At 70.5% G+C, this 15,559-nt stretch carries 17 protein-coding genes; 8 read left to right on the top strand and 9 right to left on the bottom strand.

All coding sequences use genetic code 11. The features are described 5' to 3' along the window. The first annotated feature begins 50 nt into the window (after nt 1–50). Genes ABZ297_RS31510 through ABZ297_RS31530 form a run of 5 tightly spaced genes read left to right on the top strand, consistent with a single transcriptional unit; the run spans nt 51 to nt 4,327 of the window. Complete coding sequence (locus tag ABZ297_RS31510) at nt 51–1,049, top strand: sigma-70 family RNA polymerase sigma factor (protein WP_355353587.1); 999 nt, start codon at nt 51–53, stop codon at nt 1,047–1,049. Nucleotides 1,050–1,092: 43 nt separating this feature from the next. Then, the gene (locus ABZ297_RS31515; RefSeq protein WP_355353640.1) at nt 1,093–2,208 is read left to right on the top strand and encodes a steroid 3-ketoacyl-CoA thiolase; all 1,116 of its coding nucleotides are present in this window, start codon (nt 1,093–1,095) and stop codon (nt 2,206–2,208) included. Nucleotides 2,209–2,215: 7 nt separating this feature from the next. Beyond that, a complete protein-coding gene (locus ABZ297_RS31520) occupies nt 2,216–3,232 on the top strand; it encodes an MBL fold metallo-hydrolase (RefSeq protein ID WP_355353589.1) in 1,017 nt (338 codons plus the stop codon). Between the two features lie 25 nt (nt 3,233–3,257). Then, entirely contained in the window at nt 3,258–3,932 is a 675-nt protein-coding gene (locus ABZ297_RS31525; RefSeq protein WP_355353592.1) for a FadR/GntR family transcriptional regulator, read from the top strand. A 53-nt stretch (nt 3,933–3,985) separates the two neighbouring features. Further along, entirely contained in the window at nt 3,986–4,327 is a 342-nt protein-coding gene (locus ABZ297_RS31530; RefSeq protein ID WP_355353595.1) for a hypothetical protein, read from the top strand. 12 nt (nt 4,328–4,339) lie between these two features. On the opposite strand, the gene ABZ297_RS31535 is transcribed toward ABZ297_RS31530, so the two are convergent. Next, a complete protein-coding gene (locus ABZ297_RS31535; protein WP_355353598.1) occupies nt 4,340–4,954 on the bottom strand; it encodes a TetR/AcrR family transcriptional regulator in 615 nt (204 codons plus the stop codon). Nucleotides 4,955–5,025: 71 nt separating this feature from the next. Here ABZ297_RS31535 and ABZ297_RS31540 point away from each other — a divergent pair, with 71 nt between their 5' ends. Together ABZ297_RS31540 and ABZ297_RS31545 are read left to right on the top strand one after the other, a co-directional pair. Next, nucleotides 5,026–5,640: a peroxiredoxin-like family protein gene (locus ABZ297_RS31540; RefSeq protein ID WP_355353601.1), complete on the top strand. Its 615-nt coding sequence runs from the start codon at nt 5,026–5,028 to the stop codon at nt 5,638–5,640. Between the two features lie 28 nt (nt 5,641–5,668). Next, nucleotides 5,669–6,124 (top strand): GNAT family N-acetyltransferase, encoded by a 456-nt coding sequence (locus tag ABZ297_RS31545; RefSeq protein WP_355353604.1) that lies wholly within the window; start codon nt 5,669–5,671, stop codon nt 6,122–6,124. Here ABZ297_RS31545 and ABZ297_RS31550 read toward each other — a convergent pair. The 7 genes from ABZ297_RS31550 to ABZ297_RS31580 are packed head-to-tail and all read right to left on the bottom strand — an operon-like array spanning nt 6,106 to nt 13,409. After that, on the bottom strand, nt 6,106–7,047 hold the full coding sequence (locus ABZ297_RS31550) for an aldo/keto reductase (RefSeq protein ID WP_355353607.1): 942 nt from the start codon (nt 7,045–7,047) through the stop codon (nt 6,106–6,108). The genes ABZ297_RS31545 and ABZ297_RS31550 overlap by 19 nt on opposite strands. Continuing rightward, the gene (locus tag ABZ297_RS31555; RefSeq protein WP_355353610.1) at nt 7,047–8,036 is read right to left on the bottom strand and encodes an ABC transporter permease; all 990 of its coding nucleotides are present in this window, start codon (nt 8,034–8,036) and stop codon (nt 7,047–7,049) included. The genes ABZ297_RS31550 and ABZ297_RS31555 overlap by 1 nt, the downstream gene beginning before the upstream one ends. Beyond that, entirely contained in the window at nt 8,033–9,511 is a 1,479-nt protein-coding gene (locus tag ABZ297_RS31560; protein ID WP_355353613.1) for a sugar ABC transporter ATP-binding protein, read from the bottom strand. The genes ABZ297_RS31555 and ABZ297_RS31560 overlap by 4 nt, the downstream gene beginning before the upstream one ends. Next, nucleotides 9,511–10,530, bottom strand: a complete 1,020-nt coding sequence (locus ABZ297_RS31565) for a sugar ABC transporter substrate-binding protein (RefSeq protein WP_355353616.1) — start codon at nt 10,528–10,530, stop codon at nt 9,511–9,513. Before ABZ297_RS31565 ends, ABZ297_RS31560 begins: the two co-directional genes overlap by 1 nt. A 19-nt stretch (nt 10,531–10,549) precedes the next feature. After that, complete coding sequence (locus tag ABZ297_RS31570) at nt 10,550–11,284, bottom strand: SDR family oxidoreductase (protein WP_355353619.1); 735 nt, start codon at nt 11,282–11,284, stop codon at nt 10,550–10,552. After that, nucleotides 11,281–12,567, bottom strand: coding sequence for an L-fuconate dehydratase (locus ABZ297_RS31575; RefSeq protein ID WP_355353622.1), 1,287 nt, complete (start codon nt 12,565–12,567; stop codon nt 11,281–11,283). Before ABZ297_RS31575 ends, ABZ297_RS31570 begins: the two co-directional genes overlap by 4 nt. Further along, entirely contained in the window at nt 12,564–13,409 is an 846-nt protein-coding gene (locus tag ABZ297_RS31580) for a fumarylacetoacetate hydrolase family protein (protein ID WP_355353625.1), read from the bottom strand. Before ABZ297_RS31580 ends, ABZ297_RS31575 begins: the two co-directional genes overlap by 4 nt. A gap of 583 nt (nt 13,410–13,992) precedes the next feature. Here ABZ297_RS31580 and ABZ297_RS31585 point away from each other — a divergent pair. Next, nucleotides 13,993–15,177 (top strand): cytochrome P450, encoded by a 1,185-nt coding sequence (locus ABZ297_RS31585; protein ID WP_355353628.1) that lies wholly within the window; start codon nt 13,993–13,995, stop codon nt 15,175–15,177. Here ABZ297_RS31585 and ABZ297_RS31590 read toward each other — a convergent pair. After that, nucleotides 15,164–15,559, bottom strand: a 396-nt coding sequence (locus tag ABZ297_RS31590) for an AraC family transcriptional regulator (RefSeq protein ID WP_355353631.1), incomplete at its 5' end; no start/stop codon positions are given. The two genes, ABZ297_RS31585 and ABZ297_RS31590, sit on opposite strands and share 14 nt — an antisense overlap.

Genomic DNA, 15,559 nt, shown 5'->3' on the forward strand with positions numbered 1-15,559 from the left:
CTGGAAGGGCCTGAACAGAATTGTCGGAGGCAGCGGCTATACAGGGGGGCATGAGCGACAGGCCGTCGAACGAGGAGTTCCTGCAGCTCGCCGACCCGCTGAGGCGCGAGCTGCTGGCGCACTGCTACCGCATGCTGGGCTCGGCACACGACGCCGAGGATCTCGTCCAGGAGACCTATCTGCGCGCGTGGCGCTCGTACGAGGGGTTCGAGGGGCGCTCGTCCCTGCGTACCTGGCTCTACAGCATCGCCACCCGCGCCTGCCTGACCGCGCTCGACAGCCGGAGCAGGCGTCCGCTGCCGACGGGCCTCGGCACGCCGGAGGCGGAGGCCACCGCGCCCGTCGTCGAGCAGCCCGAGGTGCCGTGGCTGGAGCCGGTCCCCGACGGGCTGGTGGGCGCGGGCCCGGGCGATCCGGCGTCGATCGTGACCTCGCGTGAGAGCATCAGGCTGGCACTGGTCGCCGCCCTGCAGCACCTGCCGCCCAGGCAGCGCGCGGTCCTGATCCTGCGTGAGGTGCTGAGCTGGCGGGCCGCCGAGGTGGCCGCCGCGCTCGACATCACGACCCCCGCCGTCAACAGCATGCTGCAACGGGCCCGCGCCCGCCTGCACGAGGTGTCGCCGACCCTCGACGACCGGGTCGAGCCCCTGTCTCCCGACCGGCAGGCCCTGCTCGACCGGTACATGACGGCGTTCGAGAACTACGACGTCGACGCGATCGTCGAGCTGTTCACCAAAGACGCGATCTGGGAGATGCCGCCGTACCCCGGCTGGTACCAGGGCCCCGAGAACATCGGCCGGCTCATCGTGACGAACTGCCCGGCCAACAAGCCCGGCGATCTGCGCCTGGTGCCCGTCGCGGCCAACGGGCAGCCGGCGTTCGCGGCGTACCTGCGCGCGGGCGGGGAGTATCACGCGTTCGCGCTGCAGGTGCTGACGCTGACCGGCGCGCGGGTCGGCCATGTCGTGATGTTCTTCGACGTCTCCCTGTTCGACCTGTTCGGCCTGCCGCGCGGCTTGCCCGTCGAGGAGGGTTCCGCAGCAAAGTAGAACGCGTTACAGTTTGCTCCGGAGCATGATTCTGGAGGCGACTGTGGGCACACCGGTGATCGTCGAGGCCGTCCGCACCCCCATCGGCAAGCGGAACGGCTGGCTGGCCGGGCTCAAGCCCCAGCAGGTGCTGGCCACCGCGCTGAACGGCCTCGTCGAGCGCGCCGGCATCGACCCGGCCATCGTCGGCCAGGTCTTCACCGGATGCGTCACCCAGGCCGGCGAGCAGGGCGGGCACATCGGCCGGTACGCCTGGCTGTACGCGGGCCTGCCCTACCAGACAGGGGTCACCACGGTCGACGCGCAGTGCGGCTCGTCCCAGCAGGCCGTGCACCTGGCGGCGGCGATGATCAGGGCAGGGGTGGTCGAGGTGGCCATCGGCTGCGGGATCGAGGTGATGAGCAGGGCGCCGCTCGGCAGCAACGTGCTGCCTGCCAGTCCGCGTCCCGACGACTGGAGCATCGACCTGCCCCGCCAGTTCACCGCCGCCGAGCGCATCGCGCAGCGGCGTGGGCTGACCCGCGAGCGGCTCGACTGGTTCGGCGCGCGCTCCCAGCGGCTCGCCGCCAAGGCGTGGGCCGACGGCCGGTTCGAGCGCGAGATCGTCCCGGTCGGCGAGGTCACCCGCGACCAGGGGCTGCGCGAGACCACCGCCGAAGGGCTTGCCGGGCTCAAACCGGTGCTCGACGACGGCCTGCACACCGCGGGCACGTCGTCGCAGATCTCGGACGGCGCCGCCGCGGTCCTGCTGATGAGCGAGGAGGCCGCCGCCCGGTACGGCCTGCGCCCCCGGGCCAGGATCGTGGCCCAGGCCCTGGTGGGCGCGGAGCCGTATTACCACCTCGACGGCCCGGTCGACGCGACCGCCAAGGTGCTCGGCTCGTCCGGGATGACCGTGGGCGACCTCGACAGGTTCGAGGTGAACGAGGCGTTCGCTTCGGTCGTGCTGTCGTGGGCGAGCGTGCACGAGCCGGACTTCGACCGGGTCAACGTCAACGGCGGCGCGATCGCGCTCGGCCATCCGGTGGGGGCCACCGGCGCGCGGCTGATCACGTCCGCGCTGCACGAGCTGGAACGCTCGGACTCGACGACCGCGCTGGTCACGATGTGCGCGGGCGGCGCGCTGGCCACGGCGACGATCCTCGAGCGGGCCGCGTGAACCGGCCATGACGAAGACCCGGCGCAGGGCGTACGCGCAGCAGCGCCCGCAGGACCTCGGCGGGGGCGTGTGGAGCGTGCCCGTGCCAATCCCGGGCAACCCGCTGGGCTACACGCTCGTCTACGCCGTCGACTCCCCCAGGGGGCCCGTCCTGGTCGACGCCGGGTGGAACCATCCCGACGCCTGGCAGGCCCTGGAGACCGGCCTGGCCGCCCTCGGCCTGGACGTGAGTGCGGTCAGCGGCGTGGTCGTCACCCACTTCCACCCCGACCACGCGGGGCTGGCGGGCCGGGTCAGGGAGACGTCCGGCGCCTGGATCGCCATGCACGAGGCCGACGCCGCGCTGGTCAGGCTCATACATGGGCTGGCCGAGGGCGAGCACAGGAGCTTCCAGGCGGACATGCTCAGGCGTGCGGGCGCCGGTGAGGGCGACGTGGAGGCCGCCAGCGCGGGGCGTCCGCACGTGCCGGCGCTGCCCGACCGGGAACTGCGCGACGGCGACCTGGTGGACCTGCCCGGGCGCAAACTGCGCGCCGTGCACACGCCCGGCCACACGCCCGGCCACATCTGCCTGCATCTGGAGGACGCCGACCGCCTGTTCACCGGCGACCACGTCCTGCCCGACATCACCCCGCACATCGGCATCTACCCCTACGACAGGGACGACGTGGATCCGCTGGGTGACTTCCTGGACTCCCTGGACCGGGTGGCCGAGCTGGGCCCCCTCGACGCACTCCCCGCCCATGAGTGGATATTTCCGGATGTGGCGGCACGCGCGGCCGAGATCCGCCACCATCACGAGGAGAAGCTCACCCGGCTCGCGGCCCTGCTGACGCGACCGCTGACCATCTGGGAGACCGCCTCGATGATGACCTGGAACAGGCCCTGGGACGAACTGGCCCCGGTACTGCGCGGCATGGCGGCCGGCGAGGCCGCTGCGCACCTGCGCACCCTGGAGGCGCGCGGCCAGATCGACCGCGTCCCTGGGGTCCACCCGGTGCGCTTCAAGGCCATAGACTCCTAGACATCCGATGTCTAGGGAGAAGAGTGTGGCGGTCACCGACGCGGCCATCGACAAGATCAAGCAGATGATCCTCTCGGGCGAGCTGGCCCCGGGCGACAGGCTGCCCAAGGAGGCTGACCTGGCCGAACGGCTCGGCCTGTCACGCAACTCGCTGCGCGAGGCCGTGCGGGCGCTGGCGCTGATCAACGTCCTCGACGTGCGGCAGGGCGATGGCACCTACGTCACCAGCCTGGAGCCGCACCTGCTGCTCGACACCATGTCGTTCGTACTGGACCTGCACCGAGACGACACCGTCCTGCAGTTCTTCGAGGTGCGCCGCATCCTCGAGCCCGCGGCCACCGCGATGGCCACCAAGCTGATGACCGACGAGGAGATCGAGGAACTTCGGGCCATCCTGGAGTCACTGCCCGAGGAGCCCACGGTCGAGGAACTGGTCGCCAACGACCTGGACTTCCACCAGCGCATCGCCCAGGGGTCCGGCAACAGCGTGCTCTGCTCGTTCATCGAGAGCCTGTCGGGGCCCACCACCAGGGCCCGGATCTGGCGCGGCCTCACCCAGGAGGGCGCCATGGACAAGACCCGCGAGCAGCACACCGCGATCTACGAGGCCATCGCCGCCCGGCAGGCGGACGTGGCGCGCTCGTGGGCCACGGTGCACGTGGCGGGCGTGGAGTCCTGGCTGCGCAAGGCCCTCGGGTAGGGGCGGGAACCCCGGCGCGCACGCCTTCGAGTTCGCCTGAGGCGGGCGCCGAGGTGCTGGTCTGTTACGACCTGCTGTACGACGACGGCCGCTCCCTGGTGGGCCAGCCGTACACCGTCCGACGGGCGGCACTGGAGTCGCTCGGCCTGTCGTCCGCCCGCTGGCAGACCGCCCCGTCCTGGCCGGGCGGAGGCCGCGCCGGTCCGGCAGGCGGCCCGCGACTCCTACGTTGGAGACCTGATCGCCCGCGATGTGCACGACCTCTCCCGGATCTCGCCGCCCGGCTCGGGGACGACTTCGTCGCAGGGATCGTGCTCCACACGGGGGCGCAGACGCTCCCGTTCGGCGACCGGATGCGGGCGATGCCCGTCGGCGCCCTGTGGGAGATCGGTTAGGCGCGCCGCGGGTCATACCTCCATGCCGCGTAGCAGGTTGGTGAGGCCGCCGTGGAACTCCTCGTCGGCGTCGACCAGGTGCACGTGCGCGGCGGTGGCGGCCATGTGGGGGAACTCGGTGCGCGGCAGGTCGGCGATGGCCTGCGTACCGGCCCCCACCAGCGGCCCGAGGTGTTCGAGCTGGATCGCCCCGATGACGTAGGCGAGTAGGCAGCGCAGGGCGATGACGCGCCTGCGGCCGTCGAGGCCGGCTTCGGCGAAGATGCCGGCCACCGTCTCCGACCAGCGCAGCACGCCGATGGAGCGATGCCGGTGCGCGATGACCAACGGCACGACCCATGGGTGGGCGCCCACGACGCCGCGGAGGCGGTCCACCATGACCTCGATCCGGTGGTGCCAGGACCCGCCGGTGGCGGGGGGCGTCGTGTCGACCGTGCCGAGGACCTGCTCGACCACGAGCCGTTCGAGCTCTCCCCGATCGTCGATGTACCGGTAGAGCGCCATGGTGCTCATGCCGACCTGCTGGGCGACCGCGCGCATCGACAGCCCGGCGAGCCCGTCGCGGTCGATGACGGTGAGGGCGGCGGACGCCAATTGGTCAGGAGTGAGCGAGCGCGGACGTGGCATGACGGTTGACAGTGTACGCCATACGCCTATCATCGTAAGCGTATGTTGTACGCCTACGAGAGGGGTGTCCGATGGGTGTGTCCCGATCGGCGATCGAACCCGGGTTCCTGCTCACCCCCCGCGAGCTGACCCAGCTCTCCGGCCCTCCGGTCGCCGTCCCCGACGGCGACCGGCTGATCCACCTGCAGTTCCGGCGGTTCGCCGGATGCCCGGTCTGCAACCTGCACCTGCGCTCCGTGGTGCGGCGGCACGCGGAGATCGAGGCGGCGGGCGTCCGCGAGGTCGTGGTCTTCCACTCGCACGCGGAAGAGCTGGCCGAGCACACCGCCGACCTGCCGTTCGCGGTGATCCCCGACCCGCGCAAGCGGTTGTACGCCGAGTTCGGCGTGAAGTCGGCGGCCCGCTCGCTGCTCAGCCCGCGTGCCTGGGGGCCGATCGTCCGCGCGCTCGCGGTCAGCATGTGGGGGCTCCTGCGCGGCCAGGGGCGCGCGCCGGCGGCCGTCCCGCACGGCGGCCGGCTGGGCCTGCCCGCCGACTTCCTGATCGGCCGCGACGGCCGCGTGCTCGCCGTCAAGCACGGCGAGCACGTCTACGACCAGTGGTCGGTGGACGAACTGCTCGACCTGGTGTCGCGCGCGCCGGACCCCACGCCGGCGACCGGCGACCGCAGATCCGACGCAGGCTGACCCCCACCGTGTGGGCGATACTCGTCGAATGCGAATTGACGAAATCTCCCCTGATGATGGTGCGCTCGGGCAGGAACTGCTCGAGCTGCAGCATGCCGCGTACGCCGTGGAAGCGGAGATCATCGGCGACGACCGGATCCCGCCGCTGCACGAGACGCTGACCGAGTTGCTGGCCGAGCCCCTGCTCTGGCTGGGCGCGGTCGACGACGACAACCGGTTGGTAGGAGCCGTGGCCTGGGAGGAGACCCCGGACGAGGTGGACGTCAACCGCCTCGTGGTGCACCCGGGCGCGCACCGGCGCGGCATCGGCCGGGCCCTGGTCAAGGAGGTCATGGCCCGGGCGGGCGGGCGCGGGGTCGTGGTGTCCACGGGGCGCGCCAACGCTCCCGCCCGGACGCTGTACGAGCGGCTGGGGTTCACGCTGCGAGGCGAGGTCGAGGTGATCCCGGGGTTGTGGATCGTGAACTACGCGTTCCCCGGCTGAGGCAGCAGACCCGCCGACTCCAGCTCGGCCCAGAGCGCGTCGGGCACCGGACGTCCCCAGAGTTCGGCGTTGGCCCTGACCTCCTCGGGTGAGCGGGCGCCCAGGACGATCGTGGCGACCGCCGGGTGCCGCAGCGGGAAGGCCATCGCCGCCTGCGGCAGCACGACGCCGTGCGCCTCGCAGATCGTCGCGATGCGCCTGGCCCGGTCGAGGACGGCCTCGGGTGCGGGCAGGTAGTCGTACGTCCCCGACGGCTGGGGCATGGCCAGCAGGCCGCTGTTGAAGACGCCCGCCGCGAGCACCTGCACCCCCCGCGCCTCGCAGGCGTCCAGCAGCGGCAGCCCCGACTGGTCGAGCAGGGTGTACCGCCCGGCGAGCATGACCACGTCCAGGTCCGTCTCCTGGACGAACCGCAGCGGCGCCTGCCACTGGTTCATCCCGACGCCGACGGCCTTGACCACGCCCTGCGAGCGCAGCTCCGCCAGCGCCGGGTACGCCTCGGACAACGCCTGGTCGAGGTGGTCGTCGGGGTCGTGGATGAGGGCGATGTCCACGTGCGGCAGGCCGAGCCGCTCCAGGGACTCCTCCAGGGACCTCAGGACTCCGTCACGGGAGAAGTCCCACACCCGCTCCAGCGAGGCGGACACGTCGAAGCCCTGGTCGTCGCGTCCTGACCGGGCCGAGGGGACGAGCAGGCGGCCGACCTTGGTCGACAGGACGAAACCCGAGCGCCCGGCGAGCGCGGCACCCAGGCGGCGCTCCGACAGCCCGACGCCGTAGTGCGGCGCGGTGTCGAACAGCCGGATGCCGCTCGACCAGGCGGCGTCGACCGTCGCACGGGCCTGCTCGTCGCTGACCTCCTGGTACAGCCCGGCGATCGGCGCGGCGCCGAAACCGTGTCGGGGAAGGGCGAGTCGTGCCATCAGTCCTGTGCCTTTCCGCCGGCGATCCGGCTGATCATGAGGGCGATGAGGATGATGCCGCCGTAGACGACCGGCTGCCAGAAGCCGGACACGCCCTTGAGCGTGAGCAGGTTCTGCACCAGGCCGATCACCAGCACGCCGGTGAGCGCGCCGAGGATCGTGCCCTTGCCGCCGTCCATGCTGACGCCGCCGATGACGGCGGCGGCGAACACCATGAAGATCCAGCCGACGCCCTGGTTCGAGCCGATCGCGCCGAGACGTCCGGTCTCCAGGATGCCGGCGAGCGCCGCCAGCGTCCCGCCCAGGATGAACACGCCCCACAGCACCCGGTCCACCCGGATGCCGGCGGCGCGGGCCGCGTCGGCGTTGCCGCCGATCGCGTAGAGCGAGCGGCCGACCCTGAAGTAGGCCAGGCCGACGATGCCCGCCACGAACAGCAGGCCCGCGATCCAGATGGCCGCGGGCAGGCCCAGCCAGGTGGCGCTGCCGAGGTAGAGGATCGAGTCGGGGAGCTGGAAGAGCGTCTTGCCCTCGGTCGGGCCGAGCTGGAGGCCGTGCACGATGATCAGCATGGCCAGCGTGACGATGAACGCCGAGAGCTGGAACTTGATGATCAGGAACCCGTTGAAGGCCCCGATCGCCGCCCCGATGAGCAGGCAGAGCGGGATCACCAGCGCGCCGGGCAGGCTCAGGCCGAACCCGCCCGCAGCGGCCGGGATCACCAGCATCACGGCGATCGCCGGGGCCATGCCGACCGTCGACTCCAGCGACAGGTCGAACTTGCCGGAGATCAGGATCAGCGACTCGGCCAGCACCAGCAGCGAGATCGACGCCTGCTGTTGCAGCACGTTCGTCAGGTTGCCGGGGGTCAGGAAGACGGGGTCCAGGAACGCGCCCACGATGAGCAGGAGCACGATGACCGGGACCAGCGTGAGGTCCCGGAACCTGGCGAGCCGCACCCGATGGGTGGGCGCAGTCAGAGTGGTCAATCTTCTATGCCTTCCATCACGGCCACGAGCTCGTGGTCGGTCCAGCCACGGGGCACGTCCCTGACGACCCGGCCGTGGAACATCACCAGCACCCGGTCGCAGATGCGCAGGTCGTCCAGCTCGTCGGAGACCAGGACGGCGCCCGCTCCCCGCTCGACGGCGTCCTCGACGGCGCCGAGGAGCGCCTGCTTGGCCTTGACGTCCACACCCGCGGTCGGGTTGATCACCACCAGCGCGGACGGGTCGTCGACCAGCGCCCGCGCGAACACCACCTTCTGGGCGTTGCCGCCCGACAGGTCGGCGACGGGCTGGTCGGGCCCTTCCGTCTTGATGTCCAGGCTGTCGATCATCTGGACGGCCTTCGCCCGCCGCCGGGCCGGTGAGACCACGCCGAAGCGGCCGAGCTTGCCCGCGATCGGCAGCGTGGCGTTCTCGCCGACCGACAGCAGGGGGACGAAGCCCTCGTGGTGCCGGTCCTCCGGGACGAACCCGAGGCCGGCCTTGAGCGCGGCGGGCACGCTGCCCGGCTTCACCTGGACGCCGTCGACGGTGACCGTGCCCGAGTCGGCCCTGCGGAGGCCGACCAGGGTTTCGGCGAGGCCGACCTTGCCGCTGCTGCCGGATCCGGCCAGACCCACGATCTCGCCGGATCTGACGGCGAGGTCCACGTCCTGGTAGCGGCCGGCCAGGGAGAGCCCGGCCGACGACAGCACGACCCTGTCGGCCGCCGTCCTGAGCCTGGCCTGGTAGGCCACGGTGGCCTCGCCCGTCATCGCCGCGACCAGCTCGTCGTGCGGCAGCTCGGCCACCGGCCTGGTCACGACGTGCCGGGCGTCGCGGTAGACCGTGACGCTCTGGCAGATCTCGTACACCTCGTCCAGGTGGTGCGAGATGTAGAGCATCGTCACGCCCTGCTCGCGCAGCGCCCGCATGCGGGTGAAGAGCCGCTCGATGGCCTGGCCGTCGAGGCGGGCGGTCGGCTCGTCCAGGATGATGAAGCGGGCGCCGAACGACAGGGCGCGGGCGATCTCCACCAGCTGGCGCTGCTCGACGCCCAGGTCGCCGGCGAGCGCGGCGGCGTCGACGTCCACCTCGTAGGTGTCGAGCAGTTCGCGGGCGCGCGCCCGGAGCGCCCGCCAGTTGATCGGCCCGCCGGTCGTCTGGCGGTTCAGGAACAGGTTCTCGGCGACCGTCAGCGCCGGGATGATCGTCGACTTCTGGTAGACGCAGGCGACGCGCTGCCGCCACGCGTCGCGGTCCGCGAGGGCGGGCGCCGCCTCTCCGGAGAACAGCACCTCGCCCTCGTCCGGACGCTGGAGCCCGGTGAGGATCGACACCAGGGTGGACTTGCCCGCGCCGTTCCTGCCGACGAGCGCGTGCGTCTCCCCTTCGGCGATCCTGATGCCCGCGCGGTTCAGCGCTGTGGTCGAGCCGAAGCGCTTCACCACATCGCGGGCTTCAACGTGAAATTTCATTATTTGACCTGGTTGCCCCAGAGGTTCTTGTCATCCACGTTGTCCTTGGTGACGAGCGGGGCGGGCAGCTGGTCCTCCAGGCCGTTCGGGAGCTGGATGATGGTGCTGTCGTGGTCCGTCGGGCCGGGCTTGAAGGTCTTGCCGTCGACCGCCGCCTTGGCGTAGAAGAGCGCGTACCTCGCGTACAGGTCGGCGGGCTGCGAGACCGTCGCGTCGATGTCGCCCTTGCGGATCGCCTCGAACTCCTGCGGGATGCCGTCGTTCGAGACCACGAAGATGTGCTTGGGGTCCGCCGGCGGGACGAGCAGCCCCTTCTGCTTCAGCACCTGCAACGTCGGCGCCAGGTGCACGCCGCCCGCGTGCATGTAGATCCCCTTGATGTCGGGGTTCTGCTCCAGGCGGGTCTGCAGCATGGACGCCGCCTTGCTGCCCTCCCACTCGGTCGGCTCCTCGAAGACCGAGATGCCGGGGAACTTGGTCTTCATGCAGTCACGGAACGCCTCGGCCCGGTCGCGGCCGTTGATCGAGCTGAGCGAGCCCATCAGCTGGACGACCTTGCCCTTGCCGCCGAGCTTCGCACCGAGGAACTCGCAGGCCTTCGTCCCGTAGGCCCGGTTGTCGGCACGCACCACCATGTAGACCTTGCCCTTGTCGGGCCGGGTGTCGACGGTGACGACGGGGATCTTCTTGTTCTCCAGCATCTGCAGGGTCGAGGCGATCGCCCCGGTGTCCTGCGGCGCCATCACGATCGCCTTCGCGCCCTGGCCGACCAGCGCCTGGACGTTGTTGACCAGCTTGGCGACGTCGTTCTGCGAGTTGGTGGCCGGCATCAGGTCGACCTTCAGCTCGCTCGCCATCTGCGGGACGTACTTGATATAGGAGTTCCAGAAGTCGGAGTCGTTGCGCGGGTGGTCGATGCCGACCTTCCCGCCACCGCCTCCTGTTGTGGGGGTGCTGGAGCCGCAGGCGGTGATGACCGCCAGCAGGGCCGCGCCTGCGACAACCGGGCCGAACTTCATCGTGGGTCGTTACCCTTCCTCAGTTGGTTGGCCGGAGCCGCAGCCCCTGCATACCTCCATCGACCGCGAGCGCGGTTCCGGTGGTCGCCCCGGCCTCGGGGCCTGCGAGGTAGGCGATCGCCGCGGCGACCTCCTCAGCGCTGACCAGGCGGCCCATGGGCTGCCTGGCGTTCAGCGCCTGTCTCTCCGCCTCAGGGTCGTCGGCCTGGTCAAGCAGCCTGCCGACCCAGGGGGTGTCTGCGGTGCCGGGATTGACGCAGTTGACCCGGATGCCCTCGCGGACGTGGTCGGCGGCCATCGCCAGCGTCAGCGACAGCACCGCGCCCTTGGTCGCGCTGTAGAGCGCCCGGCTCGGCAGCCCCGCGGTGGCCGCGATCGAGCAGGTGTTGACGATCGACGCGTGCTCCGACCTGCGCAGGTACGGCAGCGCGGCCCGCGACACCCGGACCATGCCGAACACGTTGACGTCGAACACCCGCTGCCACTCGCTGTCGGGATTGTCCTCGACGGTGCCCTGAGCGCCGATGCCCGCGTTGTTGACCAGGACGTCGATGCCGCCGAGCCGCTCGGCCGCCTCGGCGACGGCCGCCCGTACCCCGGCGTCGTCGGTGACGTCCACCTTGATCCCGACGAACGGGTCGCCCGGGGGGGTCACGTCCAGGCAGGCGACCTTCATGCCGCGCTCCAGCAGCAGGTTCGCGGTCGCGAGCCCGATGCCGGAGCCACCGCCCGTCACGATCGCTCTGAGGCTCATGCGTCTCTCCAGACCTCGCCGTTGGGGTAACTGTGTGCGGCGATCGACGCCGCGTGCATCTCCGCGCTGTAGCCCGGCGCGCTCGGGGCGACGTAGCGGCCGTGATCGATGACGACGGGGTCGACGAAGTGCTCGTGCAGGTGGTCCACGTACTCGATCACGCGGCCGTCCATGGTGCCGGTGACCGCCACGAAGTCGAACATCGACAGGTGCTGCACCAGCTCGCACAGCCCGACGCCGCCGGCGTGCGGGCAGACGGGGATGCCGAACCTGGCCGCGAGCAGCAGGATCGCGATGTTTTCGTTAACACCGCCGACGCGCGCCGAGTCGATCTGCAGGTACGAGATCGCACCGGCCTGCAGGAGCTGCTTGAACACGATCCGGTTCTGGACGTGCTCACCGGTCGCCACCGGGATCGGCTTGACGCCCTCGGCGATGGCGGCGTGGCCGAGGATGTCGTCGGGGCTGGTGGGCTCCTCGACCCAGTGCGGGTGGAAGGGCTGGAGCTCGTTGACCCAGGCGATGGCGGCGGCGACGTCCCAGCGCTGGTTGGCGTCGATCGCGATCGGGTAGTCGGGGCCGCAGACCTCGCGGGCCACCCTGAAGCGCCGGATGTCGTCGTCCAGGTCGGCGCCGACCTTGAGCTTGATCTGCGGGAAGCCCTGGTCGAGAGCCTCCTTGCAGAGCCGGCGGAGCTTGTCGTCGTCGTAGCCGAGCCAGCCGGGGGAGGTCGTGTAGGCGGGGTAGCCCTCGGCCTTGAGGAGCTCGATCCGCTGCTTCCTGGTCGGTTCTGCCTCCTTCAGGATCTGGAGCGCCTGCTCCGGGGTGAGGGCGTCGCTCAGGTAGCGGAAGTCGATCAGGTCGACGATCTGCTCCGGCGTCATCTCCGACAGCAGCAGCCAGAGCGGCTTGCCCGCCCGCTTGGCCTTCAGATCCCACAGGGCGTTGACCACGGCGGAGATCGCCATGTGCATGACGCCCTTCTCCGGCCCCAGCCAGCGCAGCTGCGAGTCGTTGACCATCTCCTTGTACAGCGCGCCGAGGTCCTCGACGTCCTTGCCGACCACGTACGGCTCCAGCGCGCTGATCGCCGCGGTCTGGACGTCGTTGCCGCGCCCGATCGTGAACGCGAAGCCGTGCCCGGAGAACCCGTCGTCGGTCGTGAGGACGACGTAGGCGGCGGAGTAGTCGGGGTCGGGGTTCATCGCGTCGGAACCGTCGAGCTCGCGTGAAGTGGGGAAGCGGATGTCGTGCGTCTGCATCCCCACGATCCGGTAGGTCATGCCTGCCCCACCGTCTGGCGCTGGCGGCCCAGTCCGTCGATCTCCAGCTCCATCACGTCGCCCGCGCGCAGGTAGGGCTGGCCCGGGATGCCCATGGCCACTCCGGCCGGGGTGCCGGTGTTGATCAGGTCGCCGGGTTCGAGCACCATGAACTGGCTCAGGTAGCGGACGATCTCGGCCACGTCGAAGATCATGTTCTTGGTGTCACCGTCCTGGCGCTGCTCGCCGTTGACCCACAGCCGCATCGCGAGGTTCTGCGGGTCGCCGATCTCGTCGGCGGTCACCAGCCACGGGCCCAGCGGGTTGAACGTCTCGCAGGACTTCCCCTTGTCCCACTGGCCGCCGCGTTCGAGCTGGAACTCGCGCTCGGAGACGTCGTTGGCCACCGCGTATCCGGCGACGACGTCGAGCGCCTCCTCCTTGGAGGCCAGGTAGCGCGCCCGCTTGCCGATGACGACGGCGAGCTCCACTTCCCAGTCGGTCTTCACGCTACCGCGCGGCACCAGCACCTCGTCGTACGGGCCGACGAGGGTGTTGGACGCCTTCATGAACACGACGGGCTCGGCCGGCACCTCGGCTCCGGACTCGGCGGCGTGGTCGCTGTAGTTCAGGCCGATACACACGATCTTGCCCGGACGCGCGATGGGGGCGCCGACACGCAACCCCTCCTCGGCGACGACGGGCAGCACGTCACGCTCGAGCGCGTCCCGGACGCGCGCCACTCCCCCGGAAGCGAGGAAAGCCCCGTCGATCTCGGGCTCTCCGATGTCGCGCAGCTTACCGGCGCCGTCCATCACCACCGGTCGCTCCTGGCCGACAGGTCCTACTCGCAGCAGCTTCACACCGCATCCTTCGGTTATTCATCGGATGTCTCTCGCTTCGATGCTGGTAGGCGCACCCTCAGGCTGTCAAGACTTCGGAGGCCGATACCTCCGATCCGTGGCGGGTGAATACGCCGAGGTCGCCCCGCAATCGGTTGCATAGACCAGGGAGAACTCCGATCGAGGTCCGCGAAACGCCCGGACCCGCCGCCCGAAAGAGCCGATCTTTCATCGTCGCACCTCAGAGACGTCACCGGCCGCCCCGTCGGATGTCTGTCGCGATCGGACCGCAGCCGGGGCATGGCGTTCCCGTCACCAAGGCCGCCACCCCCTCCTCATCGGCAGGCCGGGACACACTTCGGTGATCCAACACCCCAGAAAGACCCGATGATTCAGGCAATAACACGTTTTAATCGGCCAGTACGGGCACGCCCGCAGCACGGCGGCCACGGACGGCGGATCATCACGAAGCCTGATCCGACAGGACTTCCACGGACACGTCCGGGCCGGTGACGGGTTGACGGAGGCGGCCTGGCGTAATAGAACACGTTTCAATAAGGTGCGCAACCAAGCGCTTGATCAACAGCCGCTGGGATGAGGGCCCGTGCAGATCGATCTCATTGACCAGGACCGGTACGCCACCTCAGGACCACCGCACGAGCAGCTCCGCTGGCTGCGGTCCAACGCGCCCGTCTATCGGCACCCCGGCGAGCCCGCCTTCTGGGCCGTCACCCGCTACGAGGACGTCGTGCACATCTCCCGGCACTCCGAGCTGTTCTCCTCGTCCAGGCGGCTCGCCCTGTTCGACGAGATGCCCGAGGAGCAGCGCGCCCTCCAGCGGATGATGATGCTCAACCAGGACCCGCCCGAGCACACCCGCCGCCGCTCGCTCGTCAACCGCGGCTTCACCCCCCGCACCATCGGCGCCCTCGAACAGCACATCCGCGACATCTGCGACGACCTGCTCGACAAGTGCTCCGACGAGGCCGACTTCGTCACCGAGGTCGCGGCCCCCCTGCCGCTCTACGTCATCTGCGAGCTGCTCGGCGCCCCCGTCTCCGACCGCGACAAGCTGTTCACCTGGTCGAACCGGATGATCGGCGCGCAGGACCCCGACTACGCCGACTCCCCCGAGCAGGGCAGCGCGGCGGCCGGCGAGGTCTACGCCTACGCCAACCAGCTCGCCGCCCAGCGCCGGGCGGCCCCGCGCGACGACATCGTCACCAAGCTCCTCCAACCGGACAACGACGGCGAGACCCTGGACGAGAACGAGTTCGATCTGTTCGTCCTCCTGCTCGTCGTCGCGGGCAACGAGACGACCAGGAACGCGGCCTCAGGCGGCATGCTCGCCCTCTTCGAACACCCCGAGCAGTGGGAGCGGCTGACCGCCGACCCCACGCTCGCCGGCACCGCCGCCGACGAAATCGTCCGATGGGTCTCGCCTGTGAACCTGTTCCGCCGCACCGCGACGGCGGATCTGGAGTTGGGCGGCCAGCAGGTGAAGGCGGACGACAAGGTCGTCGTCTTCTACGCGTCCGCCAACCGGGACGCCTCGGTCTTCCCCGACGCCGACACCTTCGACATCGGCCGCAGCCCCAACCCGCACATCGGCTTCGGCGGCGGCGGCGCGCACTTCTGCCTCGGCAACCACCTGGCCAAGCTGGAGCTCCGCATCCTGTTCGAGCAGCTCGCCCGCCGCTACCCCGGCATCCGCCAGACGGGACCCGCCCGGCGGCTGCGCTCCCTCTTCATCAACGGGATCAAGGAACTTCCCGTCAGGATGGGGTGACACCGGGACCAACCGCGTCGCGATAGGCGCCGGGTGTCAGGCCGAAGTAGCGGTTGAACCAGCGGGTGAGGTGGCTCTGGTCGGCGAAGCCCGTACGGGCCGCGACCTCGCCGAGCGGCAGGCCGCTCGCGATCAGCCTCCGAGCCGAGCCGAGCCGCAGCTGACGCTGGTAGTCACTGGGAGACAGGCCGTACGCGGCGTGGAAGGCGCGGTAGACGCCGAAGCGGCTGACGCCCGCGGCCTCCGCCAGCTCGGCGCTCGTCACGTCCTCCAGGTGGCGCTCCCGCAGGAGCTGCCTGGCCAGGTGGGCGACGCGCGCGGCGCCGGTCGTCGGCTCGGGCGGCGTCACCCGCCTGGTGGCCGCGCGGCCCGCCGCCGCGGC

Source organism: Nonomuraea sp. NPDC005983 (assembly GCF_040614375.1).
Lineage (GTDB): Bacteria > Actinomycetota > Actinomycetes > Streptosporangiales > Streptosporangiaceae > Nonomuraea.